This is a genomic window from Streptomyces sp. NPDC058773, assembly GCF_042746015.1.
In the GTDB taxonomy this organism is placed as follows: domain Bacteria; phylum Actinomycetota; class Actinomycetes; order Streptomycetales; family Streptomycetaceae; genus Streptomyces.
In genome coordinates this window covers 1-16,715 of record NZ_JBHYPE010000052.1, presented here as the reverse complement: position 1 = coordinate 16,715, position 16,715 = coordinate 1, and the positions used below count along the sequence as shown (strand labels likewise).

General features: G+C 70.5%; 15 protein-coding genes. 5 read left to right on the top strand and 10 right to left on the bottom strand.

All coding sequences use genetic code 11. The annotated features are described in order from the left end of the window. Nucleotides 1–50 precede the first annotated feature (50 nt). From ACFW5B_RS30485 to hppD, 7 genes are all read right to left on the bottom strand, one after another. A complete protein-coding gene (locus ACFW5B_RS30485; protein ID WP_386446620.1) occupies nucleotides 51–344 on the bottom strand; it encodes a hypothetical protein in 294 nt (97 codons plus the stop codon). A 10-nt stretch (nucleotides 345–354) separates the two neighbouring features. Next, the gene (locus ACFW5B_RS30480; protein ID WP_386446617.1) at nucleotides 355–678 is read right to left on the bottom strand and encodes a hypothetical protein; all 324 of its coding nucleotides are present in this window, start codon (nucleotides 676–678) and stop codon (nucleotides 355–357) included. A gap of 78 nt (nucleotides 679–756) precedes the next feature. Continuing rightward, nucleotides 757–1,728 carry an antibiotic biosynthesis monooxygenase gene (locus tag ACFW5B_RS30475; protein WP_386446614.1) on the bottom strand — a complete coding sequence of 324 codons (972 nt, stop codon included), beginning with the start codon at nucleotides 1,726–1,728 and terminating at the stop codon, nucleotides 757–759. Continuing rightward, nucleotides 1,725–4,451, bottom strand: a complete 2,727-nt coding sequence (locus ACFW5B_RS30470) for a molybdopterin-dependent oxidoreductase (protein ID WP_386446612.1) — start codon at nucleotides 4,449–4,451, stop codon at nucleotides 1,725–1,727. Before ACFW5B_RS30470 ends, ACFW5B_RS30475 begins: the two co-directional genes overlap by 4 nt. Beyond that, nucleotides 4,448–5,275 (bottom strand): FAD binding domain-containing protein, encoded by an 828-nt coding sequence (locus ACFW5B_RS30465; RefSeq protein WP_386446609.1) that lies wholly within the window; start codon nucleotides 5,273–5,275, stop codon nucleotides 4,448–4,450. Before ACFW5B_RS30465 ends, ACFW5B_RS30470 begins: the two co-directional genes overlap by 4 nt. 339 nt (nucleotides 5,276–5,614) lie before the next feature. Continuing rightward, complete coding sequence (locus ACFW5B_RS30460; RefSeq protein ID WP_386446606.1) at nucleotides 5,615–6,979, bottom strand: FAD-binding oxidoreductase; 1,365 nt, start codon at nucleotides 6,977–6,979, stop codon at nucleotides 5,615–5,617. Between the two features lie 122 nt (nucleotides 6,980–7,101). Beyond that, a complete protein-coding gene (gene hppD / locus ACFW5B_RS30455) occupies nucleotides 7,102–8,256 on the bottom strand; it encodes a 4-hydroxyphenylpyruvate dioxygenase (RefSeq protein WP_386446603.1) in 1,155 nt (384 codons plus the stop codon). A gap of 129 nt (nucleotides 8,257–8,385) precedes the next feature. On the opposite strand from hppD, the gene ACFW5B_RS30450 reads away from it, so the two are divergent. Genes ACFW5B_RS30450 through ACFW5B_RS30430 form a run of 5 tightly spaced genes read left to right on the top strand, consistent with a single transcriptional unit; the run spans nucleotide 8,386 to nucleotide 12,676 of the window. Then, nucleotides 8,386–8,853: an Lrp/AsnC family transcriptional regulator gene (locus tag ACFW5B_RS30450; RefSeq protein WP_386446600.1), complete on the top strand. Its 468-nt coding sequence runs from the start codon at nucleotides 8,386–8,388 to the stop codon at nucleotides 8,851–8,853. A 14-nt stretch (nucleotides 8,854–8,867) separates the two neighbouring features. After that, nucleotides 8,868–9,515: an ABC transporter permease gene (locus ACFW5B_RS30445; RefSeq protein WP_386446597.1), complete on the top strand. Its 648-nt coding sequence runs from the start codon at nucleotides 8,868–8,870 to the stop codon at nucleotides 9,513–9,515. Beyond that, nucleotides 9,508–10,782: a betaine/proline/choline family ABC transporter ATP-binding protein gene (locus tag ACFW5B_RS30440; RefSeq protein WP_386446594.1), complete on the top strand. Its 1,275-nt coding sequence runs from the start codon at nucleotides 9,508–9,510 to the stop codon at nucleotides 10,780–10,782. Before ACFW5B_RS30445 ends, ACFW5B_RS30440 begins: the two co-directional genes overlap by 8 nt. Beyond that, on the top strand, nucleotides 10,779–11,666 hold the full coding sequence (locus ACFW5B_RS30435; protein ID WP_386446591.1) for an ABC transporter permease: 888 nt from the start codon (nucleotides 10,779–10,781) through the stop codon (nucleotides 11,664–11,666). The genes ACFW5B_RS30440 and ACFW5B_RS30435 overlap by 4 nt, the downstream gene beginning before the upstream one ends. Further along, complete coding sequence (locus ACFW5B_RS30430) at nucleotides 11,663–12,676, top strand: glycine betaine ABC transporter substrate-binding protein (protein ID WP_386446588.1); 1,014 nt, start codon at nucleotides 11,663–11,665, stop codon at nucleotides 12,674–12,676. The genes ACFW5B_RS30435 and ACFW5B_RS30430 overlap by 4 nt, the downstream gene beginning before the upstream one ends. 34 nt (nucleotides 12,677–12,710) lie before the next feature. On the opposite strand, the gene ACFW5B_RS30425 is transcribed toward ACFW5B_RS30430, so the two are convergent. The 3 genes from ACFW5B_RS30425 to ACFW5B_RS30415 form a co-directional block, all read right to left on the bottom strand. Next, nucleotides 12,711–13,490, bottom strand: coding sequence for a S16 family serine protease (locus tag ACFW5B_RS30425; protein WP_386446585.1), 780 nt, complete (start codon nucleotides 13,488–13,490; stop codon nucleotides 12,711–12,713). Nucleotides 13,491–13,597: 107 nt separating this feature from the next. Continuing rightward, nucleotides 13,598–14,239 carry an IclR family transcriptional regulator gene (locus ACFW5B_RS30420; RefSeq protein ID WP_386446582.1) on the bottom strand — a complete coding sequence of 214 codons (642 nt, stop codon included), beginning with the start codon at nucleotides 14,237–14,239 and terminating at the stop codon, nucleotides 13,598–13,600. 385 nt (nucleotides 14,240–14,624) lie between these two features. Further along, nucleotides 14,625–16,421, bottom strand: a complete 1,797-nt coding sequence (locus tag ACFW5B_RS30415; protein WP_386446579.1) for a DEAD/DEAH box helicase — start codon at nucleotides 16,419–16,421, stop codon at nucleotides 14,625–14,627. Between the last annotated feature and the right edge of the window lie 294 nt (nucleotides 16,422–16,715).

The following is a 16,715-nucleotide window of genomic DNA, read 5'->3' as shown; positions in this document are numbered from 1 at the left end:
GGCCACCGGCGCCCGGCGGCCCTTCTGGCCATCCTCAGCCCAACGGGCCGTCAGCGCATCCGGCGTTCGACCGCTGCCTTGGCCTCGGCGAGTCCGTCGCCGGTCACCTCGCGGTGCACCTTGATCGCCTGGATCGTCTTGCCCTCGCGCAGCAGCTGGTCGATCTCGGCCATCCGGGCGTGCTCGGGCTCCGCTATGCCGGCGTGCGCCAGGAGGAGGTCCACCTTGCGCTCCAGGTGCCGGAGGCGGCGTTCCTGCGTCTTGGCGCGGCGGTCGGAGGCGGTCATCAACAGGATGGCGGCCAGCATCAGAAGGGGCAGTACTGCGATGATCACGGAGTCCATGGCGGTCACCCTATGAGGCGGCGGCGCGTGCCATGAACACGGCAGTCGCGGCCGGGCCGTGCAGGGTGCCGCGGACGGCCGGTGCGCCGTCGGTGAGGATCTCGCACTCGGCGTAGGCGTCCGGTCCGTCGAGGGTGAGGGTGAGCATCGGCATGGCGCCCACCCCGCGCGCGTCGGTCACCGCGAACCACGGCAACTCCGGCCGGGTGACCTGTTCTTCGCCGCCGGAGTCCCCGGGCGCCTGGACGGCGTAGGTGATGTCGTCGACACCCCGGCCGGTCACCCGGAAGGTGACCATCCCCTCGCCGGGTCTGTGCGGATCGTTGATCTTCATGGGGGCAGTCAACCGTCCCGCCCCCGCCGTGTACATCCCGGCCCCGCCGCGGGCGGCGGTGCGCGGCGGGCCGCCGGGTCAGGGCAGATGCCAGATCTGCGTCGTGACGAGGAAGAAGACCGCCGCCCAGAACACCATCACCCCGGCGACGAGGCCGAATCCGAGCAGCCGGGTCCTGCCCGGCGGGGCGTCCGGGGGCGGCCGCAGCCACCGTTTGAGCAGCGGGTTCACATAGAACGGCATCGTCACGAAGCTCATGACGAAGCTGGACAGCAGGTTGCCGATGAGGAGGTTCAGCCAGAGCGGCAGCTTCGCCGGTGACAGGGCGAGCGTCAGCAGCACCACGGTCGGGTACAGACCGACCCAGACCGCGACGGAGGTCTTGGTCTCCGAGGGCGGCGGGGCCTGTCTGCCGTTCTCCTCGAAGGCGAACCAGCTGCCGAACGAGTTGTCGATCGTGCGCAGTCCGAAGTCGTGGAACTTCTCGCCCTCCGCGAGGAGTTCCCGCCGCCGGCCCGAGGTGAGCCAGGCGTCGAGGTGCTCGGCGCTGTCGAAGCGGTAGAGCGTGGTCCACTCGTCCTGGAGCCCCTCGACCGGGCGGAACAGCTCGGTGCCGCGGAAGCCCTCGAAGGCGCTCTCCTCCTCGTCCATCCGGCGCTGCCAGGCGAGGAAGGCGTCGACGTGGTCCGGCTGGACGCGGTGCGTGACCACCACGGTCACCAGCGGGTCCGGCTGCTGGGTGCCGCCGCTGACGACCTGCTGGGTGGCGGGGCCGTCGAGGTACTGCCTGCCGCGGTCGAGGAAGCGCTGCCGGGTGGCGCTGTTGATCCACGCCTGGAGGTGGGCGATCGAGTCGAAGCGGTAGACCACCACCCACTCGGGCTGGACGGGGGTCGGCGGGGAGATCTCGGCACCGAGGAAACCGGCGTACCCGGCGGCGGCGGCGTTGACGTCCTCCTGCCACTGCTGGAACTCCCGCTCCGCACCGGCCCGGACCTTCTGGCCGATGATGACGGTCGCCGCGGTGCCCTGCGGCTTCTCGGTGGTCATCGGCCCGGCCCCGCCGTCGCGGAGGTGGTGGCACCGAGCTGCCGGTAGATCCGTTCCGGTGTCAGGGGCAGGGCGCGGAAGCGGACGCCGGTGGCGTCGTGCAGCGCGTTCGCCAGCGCGGGCGCCACGGGGTTGATGCAGCACTCCGCGATGCCCTTCGACCGCAGGGGCCCGACGGAGTCCGTCGAGTCCACCAGGAGGACCTCGGTGCGGGGGATGTCGGCGTAGGTGGGGATGCGGTAGTTGCGGAGGTTCGGGTTGGTCATCGCTCCGTCCGCGTCGAGTCGGTGCCGCTCGGTCAGGGCGAAGCCGATGCCCTGGGCGACGCCGCCCTCCACCTGGCCCCGGACCTGCGCGGGGTTGATGATCACGGCGGCGTCGGTCGCCTGAACGCTGTAGAGGATGCGGATCTCGCCGGTCACCGGATGGACGGCGATACGGAAGCCCTGCGCGTTGGAGGTGATGCTGCGGGGCGAGCCGTAGGCCTTGCGGGCGGCGGTGAAGCGGATACCGCGGGCGCGGGCCGCCGCCACCAGTTCCGCCAGCGACACCCGCCGGTCGCCGCAGCTGACGCCCTCGTCGTCCATCGAGCACAGCACGAGGTGGACGCCGGTGTGGGCGGCGGCGAATTCCAGGATGCGGTCGCGGACGGCGTTGGCCGCGCGGACCACGGCGTTTCCCGCCACGAACAGGCCCGCGCTGGCGAAGGCGCCGGTGTCGAATCCGGTGCGGTCGGTGTCGGACTGCACCAGGCGGATGCGCGACGGCGTGGTGCCCAGCTGGTTGGCCGCGAGCTGGACATGCGCGGTCGAGGTGCCCTCACCGAATTCGACGGTGCCGACGGCCAGTTCGTAGACGAGGTCGTCGCCCAGCGTGACCCAGGCCTCGGAGAGGTGCTCGGTCGGCGGCGCGGTCTCGTGCAGGGAGCCGGCGACCCCGGCGCCGACGAGCCAGTCCGGGCCCGGGGACGGCACGTCGGCGGTACGGGCCATGGCCTCGTCCACCAGGTCGAGGCACTTCCCCAGGCCGTCCTCGGTGAACACCACGTCGTCGGGGCCCTCCTCCATGGCGAGGAGCGGATCGCCCGGCCGCACGATGTTGCGGCGGCGCAGTGCGAGCGGGTCCATGTGCAGGGCGCGGGCCAGTTCGTCCATCGCCGATTCCACGGCGAAGGCGGGCTGGGTCATGCCGTAGCCGCGCAGTGCGCCGCTCGGCACGGTGTTGGTGTAGACGGAGTACGCGTCGTACTTCTTGTGGGGGCAGCGGTAGGCCATGACGGCGGCGCCGCCCGCGAAGAGGGTTTCGCCGGCGTGGTTGCCGTAGGCGCCGGTGTTCGACACATTGCGGATCTGCAGTGCGGTGAGCGTGCCGTCCGCCTTCGCGCCGAGCTTCACCGTCAGGGTCATCGGGTGGCGGGGCGAGGCGGTGGTGAACTCCTCCTCGCGGGTGTATTCGAAGCTGACCGGCCGCCCGGTGTCGAGGGTGGCGAGGGCGGCCAGATCCTCCGAGATCACTTCCTGTTTGCCGCCGAAACCGCCGCCGACGCGGGTGCAGAACACCCGCAGCTGGTCCGGGCGCAGCGCGAACAGATAGGCCAGTTTGACCTTGGCGATCGACGGCGACTGCGAACTGGTGCGGACGTTCAGCCGGCCGTTCTCCATCCAGGCGATCGAGCAGTGGGTCTCCAGATGCGCATGCTGCACCCGCGGGGAGAAGTAGGTGCCCTCGTGGATCACATCGGCCTCGGTGAACCCCGTGTCCACATCGCCGATCTGCGCATGGATCTCCACCAGGGTGTTGCGGACCGGGTCGCGGACGAAGGGGTCGTGCGCGCCGTGCAGTTGGGGCGCCCCCTCGGCCCGCGCCTCCTCGGGGTCGAAGACCGCCGGCAGCGGCTCGTACTCCACGTCGACCCGGCGGCAGCCCTCCTCCGCCGCCCCGACCGAGTCGGCCAGGACCGCGACGACGCGCTGGCCGGCGAAGCGGACGGTGTCGTCGAGGATGTAGGTGTCGTCCGGGTCCACCAGATGGTCGGTGTGGATCGCCGTGGTGAAGCGTCTGCGCGGCACGTCCTCCCAGGTGTAGACGCGCTGCACGCCGGGCACCGCGAGGGCGGCGGTCTTGTCGACGGAGACGATCCGGGCGTGCGCGTGGGGCGAGTGCAGCACCTTGAGGTGGAGCATGCCGTCGAGGTGGGTGTCCATGGTGAACTCGGCGCGGCCGGTGACCACTTCCTCGGCGGCGGGGGCGCCGACGCTGGTCCCGACGGCCTTCCCGGGCGCGGCCTCGGTCACTCCGGCGACGCCGTGCACCGCGTCCTCGATCGCCCGGTAGCCGGTGCAGCGGCAGAGGTTCCCCTTCAGCGCCCGTGGCAGGTCGGCCTTCTGGGCCTCGCTGAAGGTCGCCGACGTCATGATCATTCCGGCGGTGCAGAAGCCGCACTGGAACCCCGGGGCGTCCCGGAACCGGCGCTGCACCGGATGCAGCTTCCCCGGCGCACCGAGCCCCTCGATCGTCGTCACCTCCCGGCCCTCGGCGCGGAAGGCGGGGGTGATGCAGCTGTGCACCGGTTCGCCGTCCAGCCACACCGTGCAGGCACCGCAATCGCCCGCGTCACAGCCCTTTTTGACGCCGTAGTGGCCGAGCGCGCGCAGAAAGGTGCGCAGACACTGGCCGGGGTCCGGTGCGTCGTCGAAGCTCCTGCCGTTCACGCGGTACGTCATACCGGGCCCCCCGCCAGGAGTTCGCGGCGGATCTCTTCGGCGAAATGCCGCGTCAGATGGCGGCGGTGGTCGGGGGTCCCGTTGGGATCGTCGAACCAGACGTCGGCGGGAAGGGCGTCGATGCTCTCCCGCAGCGTCCGGGCATCGGGCATCGCGGCAAAGGCGAATCGCACCGGCCGGATGGTGCCGGCGGTGACGGTCAGCAGCAGATCGTCCGTTCCCGGCGATTGCGTGCCGATGAGGAATACCGTCGAACGGCCCAGCCGGGTCAGGGAGAAGCGGCGGTGTGCGGTGCGTTTCCGCAGGGCGGCCGCCGGAATGTCGATACGCCGCAGGATTTCCCCGGGGTCCAGCACGTTCTCGTTGTTGCCGGTCACGAAGTCGAGTGCGTCGAGGATGCGCACGGAGCCGTCGGGGGCCCACAACTCGTACCGGGCCTCCAGGGCGACGGTCAGCGTGATCATGGGCCCGGCCGGCAGGGACATACAGATGTTGCCGCCGACCGTCGCCGTGTTCCAGACCTTGAACGAGGACAGGAACGCCTCACAACTGGTCGCGAACAGAGTGCCCGCGCGCCATTCCGCCGGCGGCTCATAGGCGTACAGGTCACGGATGGTGCAGGTGGCGCCGATGCCGAGCCCCGTGCCGCCCGGCACGAGGGGTTCCCAGTGCAGCGCCGTCAGGTCGACCAGCCGGCGCAGGTCCGGCTGCTCCACGGAGAACAGCCAGGTGCCCCCGGCGAGCCAGGCATCGCCCGCGCGCCAGTCCGCGCCCGGCCGGTCGGACGGGCGCCGGACGACTTCGGTGATGGTGTTGAGGTCCATGGGAATTGCTCTCCCTCACGACGGACATCGTGTGCGCGGGGAACGGCGCAACCTCAAGCGACGGAATTCTCCGTATGGCCGCTGCGGCCGGCTCCACACGGAGGGACCGGCGGGCGCGGATATTTCGTTCAGGATAGACAGAAGGGCCCGCCCCCGCCACGTCAGGAAATCCGGCGCCGGGAAAGGCATTTCCGTAACGCCTTATCCGCCGGGCTTTTCCGTGCGCATTTCTGCACGCGGCCACCAGGGCGCGTAAAATGCGCGAACGCCCGGAAGGGCGACAGGGCGGAAAGAACGGCAGGGGCGGAAAGGCATTCCCCGGACCCGGGGGCGGTTCCTTCAGAACAGCTTGCCGGGATTGAGAATCCCCAGCGGGTCGAAGACCGCCTTGATGCCGCGCTGCAACTCCACACCCACCGGCCCCAGTTCGCGCGCCAGCCACTCTTTCTTGAGGACGCCGACGCCGTGCTCACCGGTGATGGTGCCGCCCAGTCGCAGGCCGAGCGCCATGATGTCGTCGAAGGACTCCCGGGCCCGGCGGGACTCGTCCGGGTCGGCGGCGTCGAAGCAGACCGTGGGGTGGGTGTTGCCGTCCCCGGCGTGGGCGCAGACGCCGATGGTGAGCCCGTACTTCTCGGCGATGGCGGCGGTCCCGTCGAGCATCTCGGCGAGCCGGGAGCGCGGGACGCAGACGTCGTCGATCATCGTGGCGGACTTGACCCGCTCCAGCGCGGTCAGGGTCAGCCGGCGGGCCTGGAGCAGCAGATCGGACTCGGCGGCGGTCTCGGCGGGCACGACCTCGGTGGCGCCGGCCGCGGTGCACAGCGCGCCGACGGCGGCGAGGTCGGCGGCCGGCTCGGGGGTGTCGAAGGCGGCCAGCAGCAGCGCCTCGGTGCTGTCCGGGAGGCCCATCTGCGCCATGTCGTTGACCGCGCGGATGCTCGTGCGGTCCATCAGCTCCAGCAGCGAGGGGGCGTGGCCGCGGGCCATGATCTCGCAGACGGCCGCACAGGCCGCCGCGGTGGACGGGAACTCGGCGGCCAGCGCGAGCTGCCCGGGCGGCTCCGGCTTGAGCGCGAGGACGGCGCGGACGACGATGCCCAGGCTTCCCTCGGAGCCGACGAACAGCCGGGTGAGGTCGTAGCCCGCGACGCCCTTGGCGGTGCGCCGGCCGCAGGTCAGCAGCCGTCCGTCGGCGAGGACCACGTCCAGGCCGAGCACGTACTCGGCGGTGACGCCGTATTTGACGCAGCACAGGCCGCCGGAGGCGGTGCCGATGTTCCCGCCGATGGAGCACTCCTCCCAACTGGAGGGATCGGGCGGGTAGTAGAGCCCGTGCTCGTTGACCGCGCGGGACAGCACGGCGTTGATGACGCCCGGTTCGACCACCGCGATCCGGTCGACGGGGTTGATCTCGATGATCCGGTCCATCTTGACCAGCGAGAGCACGAGGCAGCCGTCGGAGGCGTTGGCGGCGCCCGACAGCCCCGTACGCGCCCCTTGCGGGACGACCGGCACCCGCAGCTCGGTGGCCGTCCGCATCACGTGCTGGACCTGCTCGACGGTCCGCGGCAGCACGACCACGGCGGGCGTCCCGGCCGCGCAGAAGCTCGCCATGTCGTTGGCGTACGCGCCGGTGACATCGGGGTCGGTGAGGATCGCTTCACCCGGGAGTCCGGCGCGCAGACGTGCGATGAGGTCCATACCCTCAGCCTCGCACCCGTGGGCCGTACACGGAAGATCGTGTACGGCCCACGGGTGCGGTCGGTCCGCGCGCAGCGCCGCCTTCTGGGGGTGGCGGCCGGTGACGGGCGGGCGTGCCGCACTCAGAGGTTGCCGCGCCGCTCCTGCTCGCGCTCGATCGCCTCGAAGAGCGCCTTGAAGTTGCCCTTGCCGAAGCCCATGGAGCCGTGCCGCTCGATCATTTCGAAGAACACGGTCGGCCGGTCCTGGACCGGCTTGGTGAAGATCTGCAGCAGATAGCCGTCCTCGTCCCGGTCCACCAGGATCTTCAGCTCCCGGAGCGTCTCCACGGGCACCCGGGTCTCGCCGGCCCATTCGCCGAGGGTGTCGTAGTAGGAGTCGGGGGTGTCCAGGAATTCCACACCGGCCGCGCGCATCGCCCGGACGCTGGCGACGATGTCGTTGGTGGCCAGCGCGATGTGCTGGACGCCGGGACCGCCGAAGAACTCCAGGTACTCGTCGATCTGCGACTTCTTCTTCGCGATCGCGGGCTCGTTGATCGGGAACTTGACCTTGAGGGTGCCGTCGGCGACGACCTTCGACATCAGCGCGCTGTATTCGGTGGCGATGTCGTCGCCCACGAACTCCTTCATGTTGGTGAAGCCCATGACCTTGTTGTAGAAGGCCACCCACTCGTTCATCTTGCCGAGTTCGACGTTGCCGACGCAGTGGTCGATGGCCTGGAAGCGCCGCGGGCCGGTCTCCACCAGCGGCTCGGCGACGGCATAGCCGGGCAGGTAGGGGCCGTCGTAGCCGGAGCGCTCGACGAGGGTGTGCCGGGTCTTGCCGTAGGTGGCGATGGCCGCGAGGACGACGGTGCCGTGCTCGTCCTTGAGATCGTGCGGCTCGACCAGGCCGGTGGCGCCCTGGGCGACGGCGTGCTCGTAGGCGGCGCGGGCGTCCGGGACCTCGATGGCGAGGTCGATCACACCGTCGCCGTGCGCCGCGACATGGTCGGCGAGGAAGCGGCCCCAGTCGGTGGTGGGCTTGATGACGGAGGTGAAAACGAACCGGGCGCCGCCGGATTCGAGCACATAACTCGCGGTCTCCCGGCTGCCGTTCTCCGGGCCGGAGTAGGCGACGCGCTTCATGCCGAAGGCGGTCGCGTAGTAGTGCGCGGCCTGCTTGGCGTTCCCGACGGCGAAGACGACCGCGTCCATCCCCTTGACCGGGAAGGGGTCCGCCTGCCGGGCCGCGCCGGGGGTGGTGGGCTGAGGGTGCATCGTGGTGTCTGCCATGGCCGCAGAGTCTCTCCGATCCACAAGGTGCGCAATAGTTCGCGAATCTTCTGGGCATTCTGCATAGCGATAGGGCGTATGGGCCGGGCTATCTGTACATGATGACCATCGAAAGGGAAGGCGCAGGCCATGGCGATCGATCATTTGGACGGGGCGCTGCTGGAGCTGCTCGCCGAGGAGCCGCGGATCGGCGTGCTGGAGGCGTCCCGGCGGCTGGGGGTGGCGCGCGGCACGATCCAGGCCCGGCTCGACCGGCTTCAGTCGAATGGAGTGATCCGGGGCTTCGGGCCGGAGGTGGACCCGGCGGCACTGGGCTACCCCGTGACCGCATTTGCCACGCTGGAGATCAAACAGGGGCAAGGGAATGACGTACGCGCCCACTTGACGACCGTTCCCGAGGTGCTGGAACTGCATACAACGACCGGACACGGGGACATGCTGTGCAGGCTCGTGGCCCGTTCGAACGCCGATCTGCAGCGGGTGATCGACCGGGTTGTGGGCTTTGATGGGATCGTGCGGGCCTCGACGGCAATCGTGATGGAAAATCCGGTTCCGTTGCGGATCATCCCGCTGGTGAAACAGGCATCGGGAGACTGAAACGAGGAGACCGAGTGAGCTTCTGGGAGTACGTCGTCACCCGGCACGCCCAGCTGCTGACGGACACGTATCAGCACGCCAGCGCGGTCTTCCAGTGCATGGTGCTCGCCACCTTGCTGGGAGTCTTCATCGGCGTGGTGACCTATCGCAGTGAGTGGGCCGGCAATCTCGCCACCATCTCGACCGCCACCATCCTGACCATCCCGTCCCTGGCCCTGATCGGTCTGCTGATCCCGATCGTCGGCCTCGGCGTCCCCCCGACGGTGATCGCGCTGACCCTGTACGGGCTGCTGCCGGTGGTCCGTAACGCCATCGTCGGGCTGCGCGGGGTGGACCCGGACCTGGTCGACGCCGCCACCGGCATCGGGATGTCGCGCACCGCCCGGCTCTTCCGTGTCGAACTCCCGCTGGCCTGGCCGCCGATCCTCACCGGCATCCGGGTCGCCACCCAGATGCTGATGGGCATCGCCGCCATCGCCGCGTTCGCCTCCGGCCCCGGCCTGGGCAACGAGATCTTCCGCGGGATCGCCTCGCTGGGCAGCGCCAACTCCCTCAACCAGGTGCTCGCCGGCACCGTCGGGATCGCCATCCTCGCCCTTCTCTTCGACGCCGCGTACGTCCTGATCGGACGCCTGACCATCTCCAGGGGGATCCGTGCCTGAGACGACCGAGACCACCCCGGCCTCCGGGGCCAGAATCCATCTGGAGAACCTGACGAAGACCTACCCGGGGAATCCCACCCCGGCGGTGGACAACGTCAATCTGGAGATCAAGGCCGGCGAGATCGTCATCTTCGTCGGGCCCTCGGGCTGCGGGAAGTCCACCTGCCTGAAGATGATCAACCGGCTGATCGAGCCGACCCACGGACGCATCCGGATCGGCGACGAGGACGTCACCGGCATGGACCCGGTCAAGCTGCGCCGCAAGGTGGGCTACGCCATCCAGGCGTCCGGCCTCTTCCCGCACATGACGGTCGCCCAGAACATCGCCCTGGTCCCGAAGATGACCGGCTGGTCCAAGAGCCGGGTGAACAACCGGGTCGAGGAGATGCTCGACCTGGTCGGCCTGGACCCGCGCGAGTTCCACGGCCGCTACCCCCGCCAGCTCTCCGGCGGCCAGCAGCAGCGCGTCGGGGTGGCCCGCGCGCTCGCCGCCGACCCGCCCGTGCTGCTGATGGACGAGCCGTTCGGCGCCGTCGACCCGATCACCCGGGACCACCTCCAGGACGAGCTGATCCGGCTCCAGCACGAGCTGCACAAGACCATCTGCTTCGTCACCCACGACTTCGACGAGGCCATCAAGCTCGGCGACCGCATCGCGGTGCTCCGCGAGCAGTCGCACATCGCCCAGTTCGACACCCCCGAGGCCATCCTCACCAACCCGACGGACGACTTCGTCTCCGGTTTCGTGGGCGCCGGGGCGGCGCTCAAGCGGCTGAACCTGACCCGTGTACGGGACGTGGGCGTGGTCGACTTCCCCACCGCCGGGCTCGACGACCCCCTGGAGACCATCTTCGACCGGCTGCGCTCCGGCTCCCACAACGAACTGCTGCTGCTGGACCGCAACCGCCGGCCCTACAAGTGGCTGCGCCGCGGCGACCTGTCCCGGGCCAGGGAATCGCTGGCGCGGGCCGGCACCCTGGTGGCCGACACGGTGACCCGGGACGCGACGCTGCGCGACGCCCTGGAGGCGGTGCTCACCGACAACGCGGGCCGGGTCGCGGTCACCGGGCGGCGCGGCGAGTACCTCGGTGTGGTCGACATGGCGACGCTGATGAACAACGTCCACGAGCTGCTGGAGGCGGACCGCCTCGAAGCGATCGAGCATCAGCACCAGCTCCAGGAGCAGCGCGCCCGCCAGACCCAGCTGGCACAGGAGGGCCTGGCCGGCACGGGCGGCACCGAGAGCGGCCCGGGAGCCAAGGCATGAGCCCCCGCGACGGGAACGGCGACGGCGGCCCGCGCCGCCGGCACCCGAGCGACCACGAGGCGCTGGCCTTCAAGGACGAGGTCGAGATGGCGCAGCGGGAGCTGGCCTCCGGTGAGGCGCCGGTGGTGACGGTGCCGTCCGGCCGGCGCCGGATCAGCTGGCAGAAGTGGACCTTCATGCCGGCCTTCCTGGTGGCGGCGCTGCTCGCCACCTGGCTGTGGTTCCGCGGCGCCCGGCTGGACTCCATCGCCCATCAGGCGGTGGACAACGGCAAGGTGTGGCTGGCGCTGCAGCAGCACATCGAACTCACCGCGATCTCCACCTTCTTCGTGCTGATCATCGCGATCCCGCTGGGCATCGCACTGACCCGGGCGAAGCTGCGCCGGGCCACCCCGGTCGCGATGGCGTTCGCCAATCTCGGTCAGGCGGTGCCGGCCCTGGGTCTGCTGGTCCTGCTGGTGATCTGGCTGGGCATCGGCGCCCGCTCGGCGATCGTCGGCATGGTCATCTACGCCGTACTGCCGGTGCTCGCCAACACCATCGCCGGGCTGCGCGGTATCGACCCCACGCTGACCGAGGCCGCCCGCGGCATCGGCATGTCCCCCACGGGGGTGCTGACCCAGGTCGAACTCCCGCTGGCCGTACCGCTGATCCTGGCCGGGGTCCGGACCGCGCTGGTGCTGAACGTCGGCACCGCGACGCTGGCGACCTTCGGCGGTGGCGGCGGCCTCGGTGACCTGATCTCGGCAGGGATCGTCACCCAGCGGATGCCCGTCCTCATCCTCGGCTCGGTGCTGACCGTGGCGCTCGCGCTGCTGGTGGAGTGGCTGGCCTCGCTGGCCGAACTCCTGCTCCGCCCGCGCGGCCTGGAGGTGGCGGCATGAACAGGCGCCCGCACCCGGCCGGACACCGCCCCCGGCGGCGCCGCGCCACCCGGTTCGCCGTCGCCCTGCTCACCGCCGCCGCCCTCGCCGGCTGCGGCCTGGTCAGCGGCAGCGTGATGTCCGACAACGTACGGCCGGGCCCGAAGGCGGGCTATGCGGGACGCCCGCTGTCCGGGGCGCAACTCACCGTGACCTCGAAGGAGTTCACCGAGCAGATCATCCTCGGCCAGATGATGGGCATCGTCTTCGAGGCGGCCGGCGCCAAGGTCATCGACAGGACCAGCATCCAGGGCTCGATCGGCGCCCGGGAGGCCGTCAAGTCCGGCACCGCGGACGCCGCGTACGAGTACACCGGCACCGGCTGGATCACCTATCTCGGCCACACCAAACCGATCGTCGACCCCTACGAGCAGTGGAAGGCCGTCCGCGCCGAGGACGCGAAGAACGGCATCGTCTGGCTGCCGGCCTCGAAGCTCAACAACACCTACGCGCTCGCGCTGAACTCCGAGAACTTCAAGAAGCTGGCGGTGCGCGACCTCTCGGACGTGACGGCGCTGTCCCACCGGAAGCCGAGCGCCGTGACGATGTGCGTGGAGAACGAGTTCGCCACCCGCAACGACGGTCTGCCGGGCATGGCGCGGGCGTACGGCATGAACGTACCGTCCGCCAACGTCCGCAAGATGACCGGCGGTGTCGTCTACACCGAGACGGCGAAGGGCACCTGTGCGCTGGGCGAGGTCTTCACCACCGACGGCCGGATCAAGGCGATGAACCTGCACGTCCTCGCCGACGACAAGCACTTCTTCCCCAACTACAACGTCGCCCCCGAGATCAACGCCAAGGCCCTGAAGAAGTACCCGGCGATCGCCCCGGTGCTGGCCCCGGTCACCAAGGCCCTCAACAACACCGTCGCCCAGGAGCTCAACCGCAAGGTCGACGTGGAGGGCCAGGACCCGCACGAGGTCGCCAAGAACTGGCTGATCCAGGAGGGCTTCATCAAGGAGGCGTGAGGGACGGGCCGTGGGCCGGCCCCGGACCGCGGCCTCAGCAGCTGGGGACCGCGCCCCCGGTCCGCAGCGCCTTCAGCGCGTCCATCGCACCGTCGAGCGTGCTGACCGGGATCAGCCGCATCCCCTTCGGCAGCTCCGCCTGCGCATCCGCGCACTCCTTGCGCGGGACGAGGAAGACCGTGGCACCGTCCCGCCCGGCGGCCTGCGTCTTGAGCGGGACGCCGCCCACCGCGCCGACCTTGCCGCCGGCCGTGATGGTCCCGGTGCCGGCGATGGTGCGCCCGCCGGTCAGGTCATGGCCCGCGCCGTCGCCGTCCAGCTTGTCGACGATGCCCAGGGCGAACATCAGCCCGGCGCTCGGCCCGCCGACGTCCGCGAGGCTCAGCTTGACCTTGATGTCCTTCGTGGACTTGCCGAGCTGCCCGAGCGCCGCGCTGGTGGCCGTGTCCTGCGACTCCCGCATCTGCTCGGCGTTGTGCTCGGCGATCTCCTCGGTGTTCTCGCCCACCGGGTAGACCGCCTCCCGCGGCATCACGGCCTCGTCCGTACGGAACCAGCCCTTGACCAGGTCCGGCAGACGCACCGCGGCGTCCGGGCCGGTCGCCACGATCGAGGTCATCCGCAGCTGCCCGCTGGTCTTACGGGTTCCGGCGCCGGTAATGGTGATCACGGGTTTGCCCTTGTCGTTGCCGAGGACATTCGCCGTCATGCCCGGATAGGCGAGCGAGTACGGCAGCGGGGCGAAGGCCGCGGCGACGAGAAGGGCGAGAACGAGGGCGGAGCAAACCGCCAGGGCGCGGGTGCGTGCAGACACCCCGCCACCCTAATTGACACCCGCTCCACCAGGGCCTCGCAGCGCTGCCGCCTCACGACACGGCCACCGCCCCTTCACACCCCGGCGTCCCGTCCGCACCGCGCGCCTCAGCGGAGCGCCTCGGAGACCTCCCGGGCCGCGTCGACCACCCGCGGCCCGACCCGCTCGGAGACGGTGTCCGCGAGCATCACCACGCCCACGCTGCCCTCGATACCGCTCACCCCGAGCAGCGGGGCCGCCGCGCCGCTGGCACCGGCCTCCAGCTCCCCGTGCGTCAGCGCCAGCCCGGCGTCTTGGGTACGGCCCTGCCGGGCCTTGAGGATGGCCCGCCCGGCGGCTCCCCGGTCCAGCGGATGCCGGAAACCGGCCCGGTAGGCCACGTGGTAGTCGGTCCAGGTCGGCTCCACCACGGCGACCGCCAGCGCCTCCGTGCCGTCGACGAGGGTGAGGTGCGCGGTCGCCCCCACGTCCTCGGCGAGCGACCGCAGCGCGGGCAGCGCGGCCTCCCGGACCAGCGGATGCACCTGCCGGCCCAGGCGCAGGACGCCCAGCCCGACCCGGGCCCGGCCGCCGATGTCGCGGCGCACCAGGGCGTGCTGCTCCAGCGTGGCCAGCAGACGGTAGACCACCGTGCGGTTGACCCCGAGCTTGTGGGACAGCTCGGTGACGGTCAGCCCGTGATCGGTGTCGGCGAGGAGTTTGAGGACACGCAGCCCTCGGTCGAGTGTCTGGGAGGTCTCTGCGGTCACGACGCCCTCCTGGGTGAGTGGCGGCCCTTGGGCGCGACGCGCTGTGGTCCCGGAAGCAGCGCGCGCTAGAGGCCGCCGGCCGCAAGGCACGGCTGCGCTCCGCGGCGGCGCTGCCACGGGGCGTGTGCGTGACCGGGACAGTAGCGAGCCGGTCCGGTGAGCGGAAGAGTCCGTCCAGAATCCGGTCGCTCACGCCCGGAATATCCCAGTACGTCCACCCAGAACGCCCCGTTGTGTTCCCTGTGGTGTTTCAAGGAGAGCTACGGCGTGGTCCGGGGACGGCGGAGACGGACACACCCGGCAGACCGCCGCTGCCGCCCGGCAGGCACGGAAAAGGGCGGCGTACCGTCCGAACGGCACACCGCCCCACGGGCCACCGGCGGACTCACCGCATCCGCGTCGCCCACTCCCGTACCTTCTTGATCCGCTCGGTCAGCTGCCCGGCGGTGGCCTCCGCGCTCGGCGGTCCGCCGCACACCCGCCGCAGCTCGGTGTGGATCACCCCGTGCGGCTTCCCGCTCTGGTGGACATACGCCCCCACCAGCGTGTTCAGCTGCTTGCGCAGCTCCAGCAGCTCCTTGTGCGTGACCACCGGCCGCCGCTCGGCCGGCAGCTCCAGCAGATCCGCCTCCGCGTCCGGCCGCTTCTTGCTGTGCGCGATCTGCCGGGCCTGCCGCTTCTGCAGCAGCATCTGCACCTGGTCCGGCTCCAGCAGCCCGGGGATGCCGAGGTAGTCCTGCTCCTCCTCGCTGCCCGCGTGGGCCTGCATCCCGAACTCGGCGCCGTCGTAGAGCACCCGGTCGAAGACCGCCTCCGACTCCAGCGCCTCGAACGAGAACTGCTCCTGCTCGCCGGTGTCCTCGTCCTGCTCCTTGTTCGCCTCGTCCATCTCCTTCTCGGACTCGGCGTAGGGGTCCTCCTCCCCGTCCTTCTTCGGCTTGTCGAGCACATGATCGCGCTCGACCTCCATCTCGTTCGCGAAGCCGAGCAGCATCGGAACGGTGGGCAGGAAGACGGAGGCGGTCTCGCCGCGCTTACGGGACCGCACGAAGCGCCCCACGGCCTGCGCGAAGAACAGCGGCGTCGAGATGGTGGTGGCGTACACCCCGACCGCCAGCCGCGGCACGTCCACCCCCTCGGACACCATCCGGACCGCGACCATCCAGCGGTCCTGCGACTGCGAGAAGTCATCGATGCGCTGCGAGGCCCCGGAGTCGTCGGACAGCACCAGCGTGGCGCCCTCCCCGGTGATCTCCCGGATCAGCTTGGCGTACGCCCGCGCCTGCTCCTGGTCCGAGGCGATCACCAGCGCCCCGGCATCCGGAATCGACTTACGGACCTCGCTCAGCCGCTGATCGGCGGCGCGCAGCACATTGGGCATCCACTCACCGCGCGGATCCAGCGCCGTACGCCACGCCTGCGACACCGCGTCCTTGGTCATCGGCTCGCCGAGCCGGGCCGCGATCTCATCGCCCGCCTTCGTCCGCCAGCGCATATTGCCGCTGTAGGAGAGGAAGATGACCGGCCGGACGACGCCGTCGCCCAGCGCGTTCCCGTAGCCGTAGGTGTAGTCGGCCGAGGAACGCCGGATGCCGTCGTTCCCCTCCTCGTACGTCACGAACGGAATCGGGTTGGTGTCGGACCGGAAGGGCGTGCCGGTCAGCGCCAGCCGCCGGGTCGCCGGCTCGAATGCCTCCAGGCACGCCTCGCCCCACGACTTCGAGTCACCGGCGTGGTGGATCTCGTCGAGGATCACCAGCGTCTTGCGCTGCTCGATCCGGTTGCGGTGCAGCATCGGCCGGACGCCCACACCGGCATAGGTGACCGCGACGCCGTGGTATTCGCGGCCCAGCGGCCCCGCGCTGTACTCCGGGTCGAGCTTGATGCCCAGCCGGGCCGCCGCCTCCGCCCACTGCTTCTTCAGATGCTCGGTCGGTGCGACAACGGTCACCTGCTGCACGACGTGGTGGTGCAGCAGCCACGAGGCGAGCGTGAGCGCGAAGGTCGTCTTGCCGGCGCCCGGCGTCGCGACGGCGAGGAAGTCTCTCGGCTGCGTCTGGATGTAGCGGTCCATGGCCGCCTGCTGCCAGGCACGCAGCTTGTTCGCGGTACCCCAAGGGGCCCGCCCCGGAAAGGCCGGGGAGAGGTGATGGTTATTGGTGGCGCTGGTGGTGGTAGTCACAGTCTCCGTCGGCTGAACTCGGGGATCGGCAACCGCGCCACCCTATCGCTGCGCTTGGGCTGCTTCCCACGGTGTTGGCTGTCCCGCCGTGGAGGCTTCTCGCCGTTGCGCCTGCGGCGGGCCGGTCCGCTGCGCTTTGCCTCGGCGTACGTCTCCGGCTGACCCGCCGTGGTGGCTTCTCGCCGTTGCGCCTGCGGCGGGCGGGGTCCGCTGCGCGGGGCTGTCGGGGTGCGGTGACGGGCCTCCGGGGCAGGGGTGTGGGACTGCTTCGCTTTACGTCCCACACCCCTGCCC

Excerpts from the sequence above, each read along its gene's own strand:
- ACFW5B_RS30470 (WP_386446612.1), bottom strand. The coding sequence starts at position 4,451 with ATGACGTACCGCGTGAACGGCAGGAGCTTCGACGACGCACCGGACCCC.
- ACFW5B_RS30430 (WP_386446588.1), top strand. The coding sequence starts at position 11,663 with ATGAACAGGCGCCCGCACCCGGCCGGACACCGCCCCCGGCGGCGCCGC.
- ACFW5B_RS30480 (WP_386446617.1), bottom strand. The coding sequence starts at position 678 with ATGAAGATCAACGATCCGCACAGACCCGGCGAGGGGATGGTCACCTTC.
- ACFW5B_RS30435 (WP_386446591.1), top strand. The coding sequence starts at position 10,779 with ATGAGCCCCCGCGACGGGAACGGCGACGGCGGCCCGCGCCGCCGGCAC.
- ACFW5B_RS30485 (WP_386446620.1), bottom strand. The coding sequence starts at position 344 with ATGGACTCCGTGATCATCGCAGTACTGCCCCTTCTGATGCTGGCCGCC.
- ACFW5B_RS30465 (WP_386446609.1), bottom strand. The coding sequence starts at position 5,275 with ATGGACCTCAACACCATCACCGAAGTCGTCCGGCGCCCGTCCGACCGG.
- ACFW5B_RS30475 (WP_386446614.1), bottom strand. The coding sequence starts at position 1,728 with ATGACCACCGAGAAGCCGCAGGGCACCGCGGCGACCGTCATCATCGGC.
- ACFW5B_RS30460 (WP_386446606.1), bottom strand. The coding sequence starts at position 6,979 with ATGGACCTCATCGCACGTCTGCGCGCCGGACTCCCGGGTGAAGCGATC.
- ACFW5B_RS30450 (WP_386446600.1), top strand. The coding sequence starts at position 8,386 with ATGGCGATCGATCATTTGGACGGGGCGCTGCTGGAGCTGCTCGCCGAG.
- hppD (WP_386446603.1), bottom strand. The coding sequence starts at position 8,256 with ATGGCAGACACCACGATGCACCCTCAGCCCACCACCCCCGGCGCGGCC.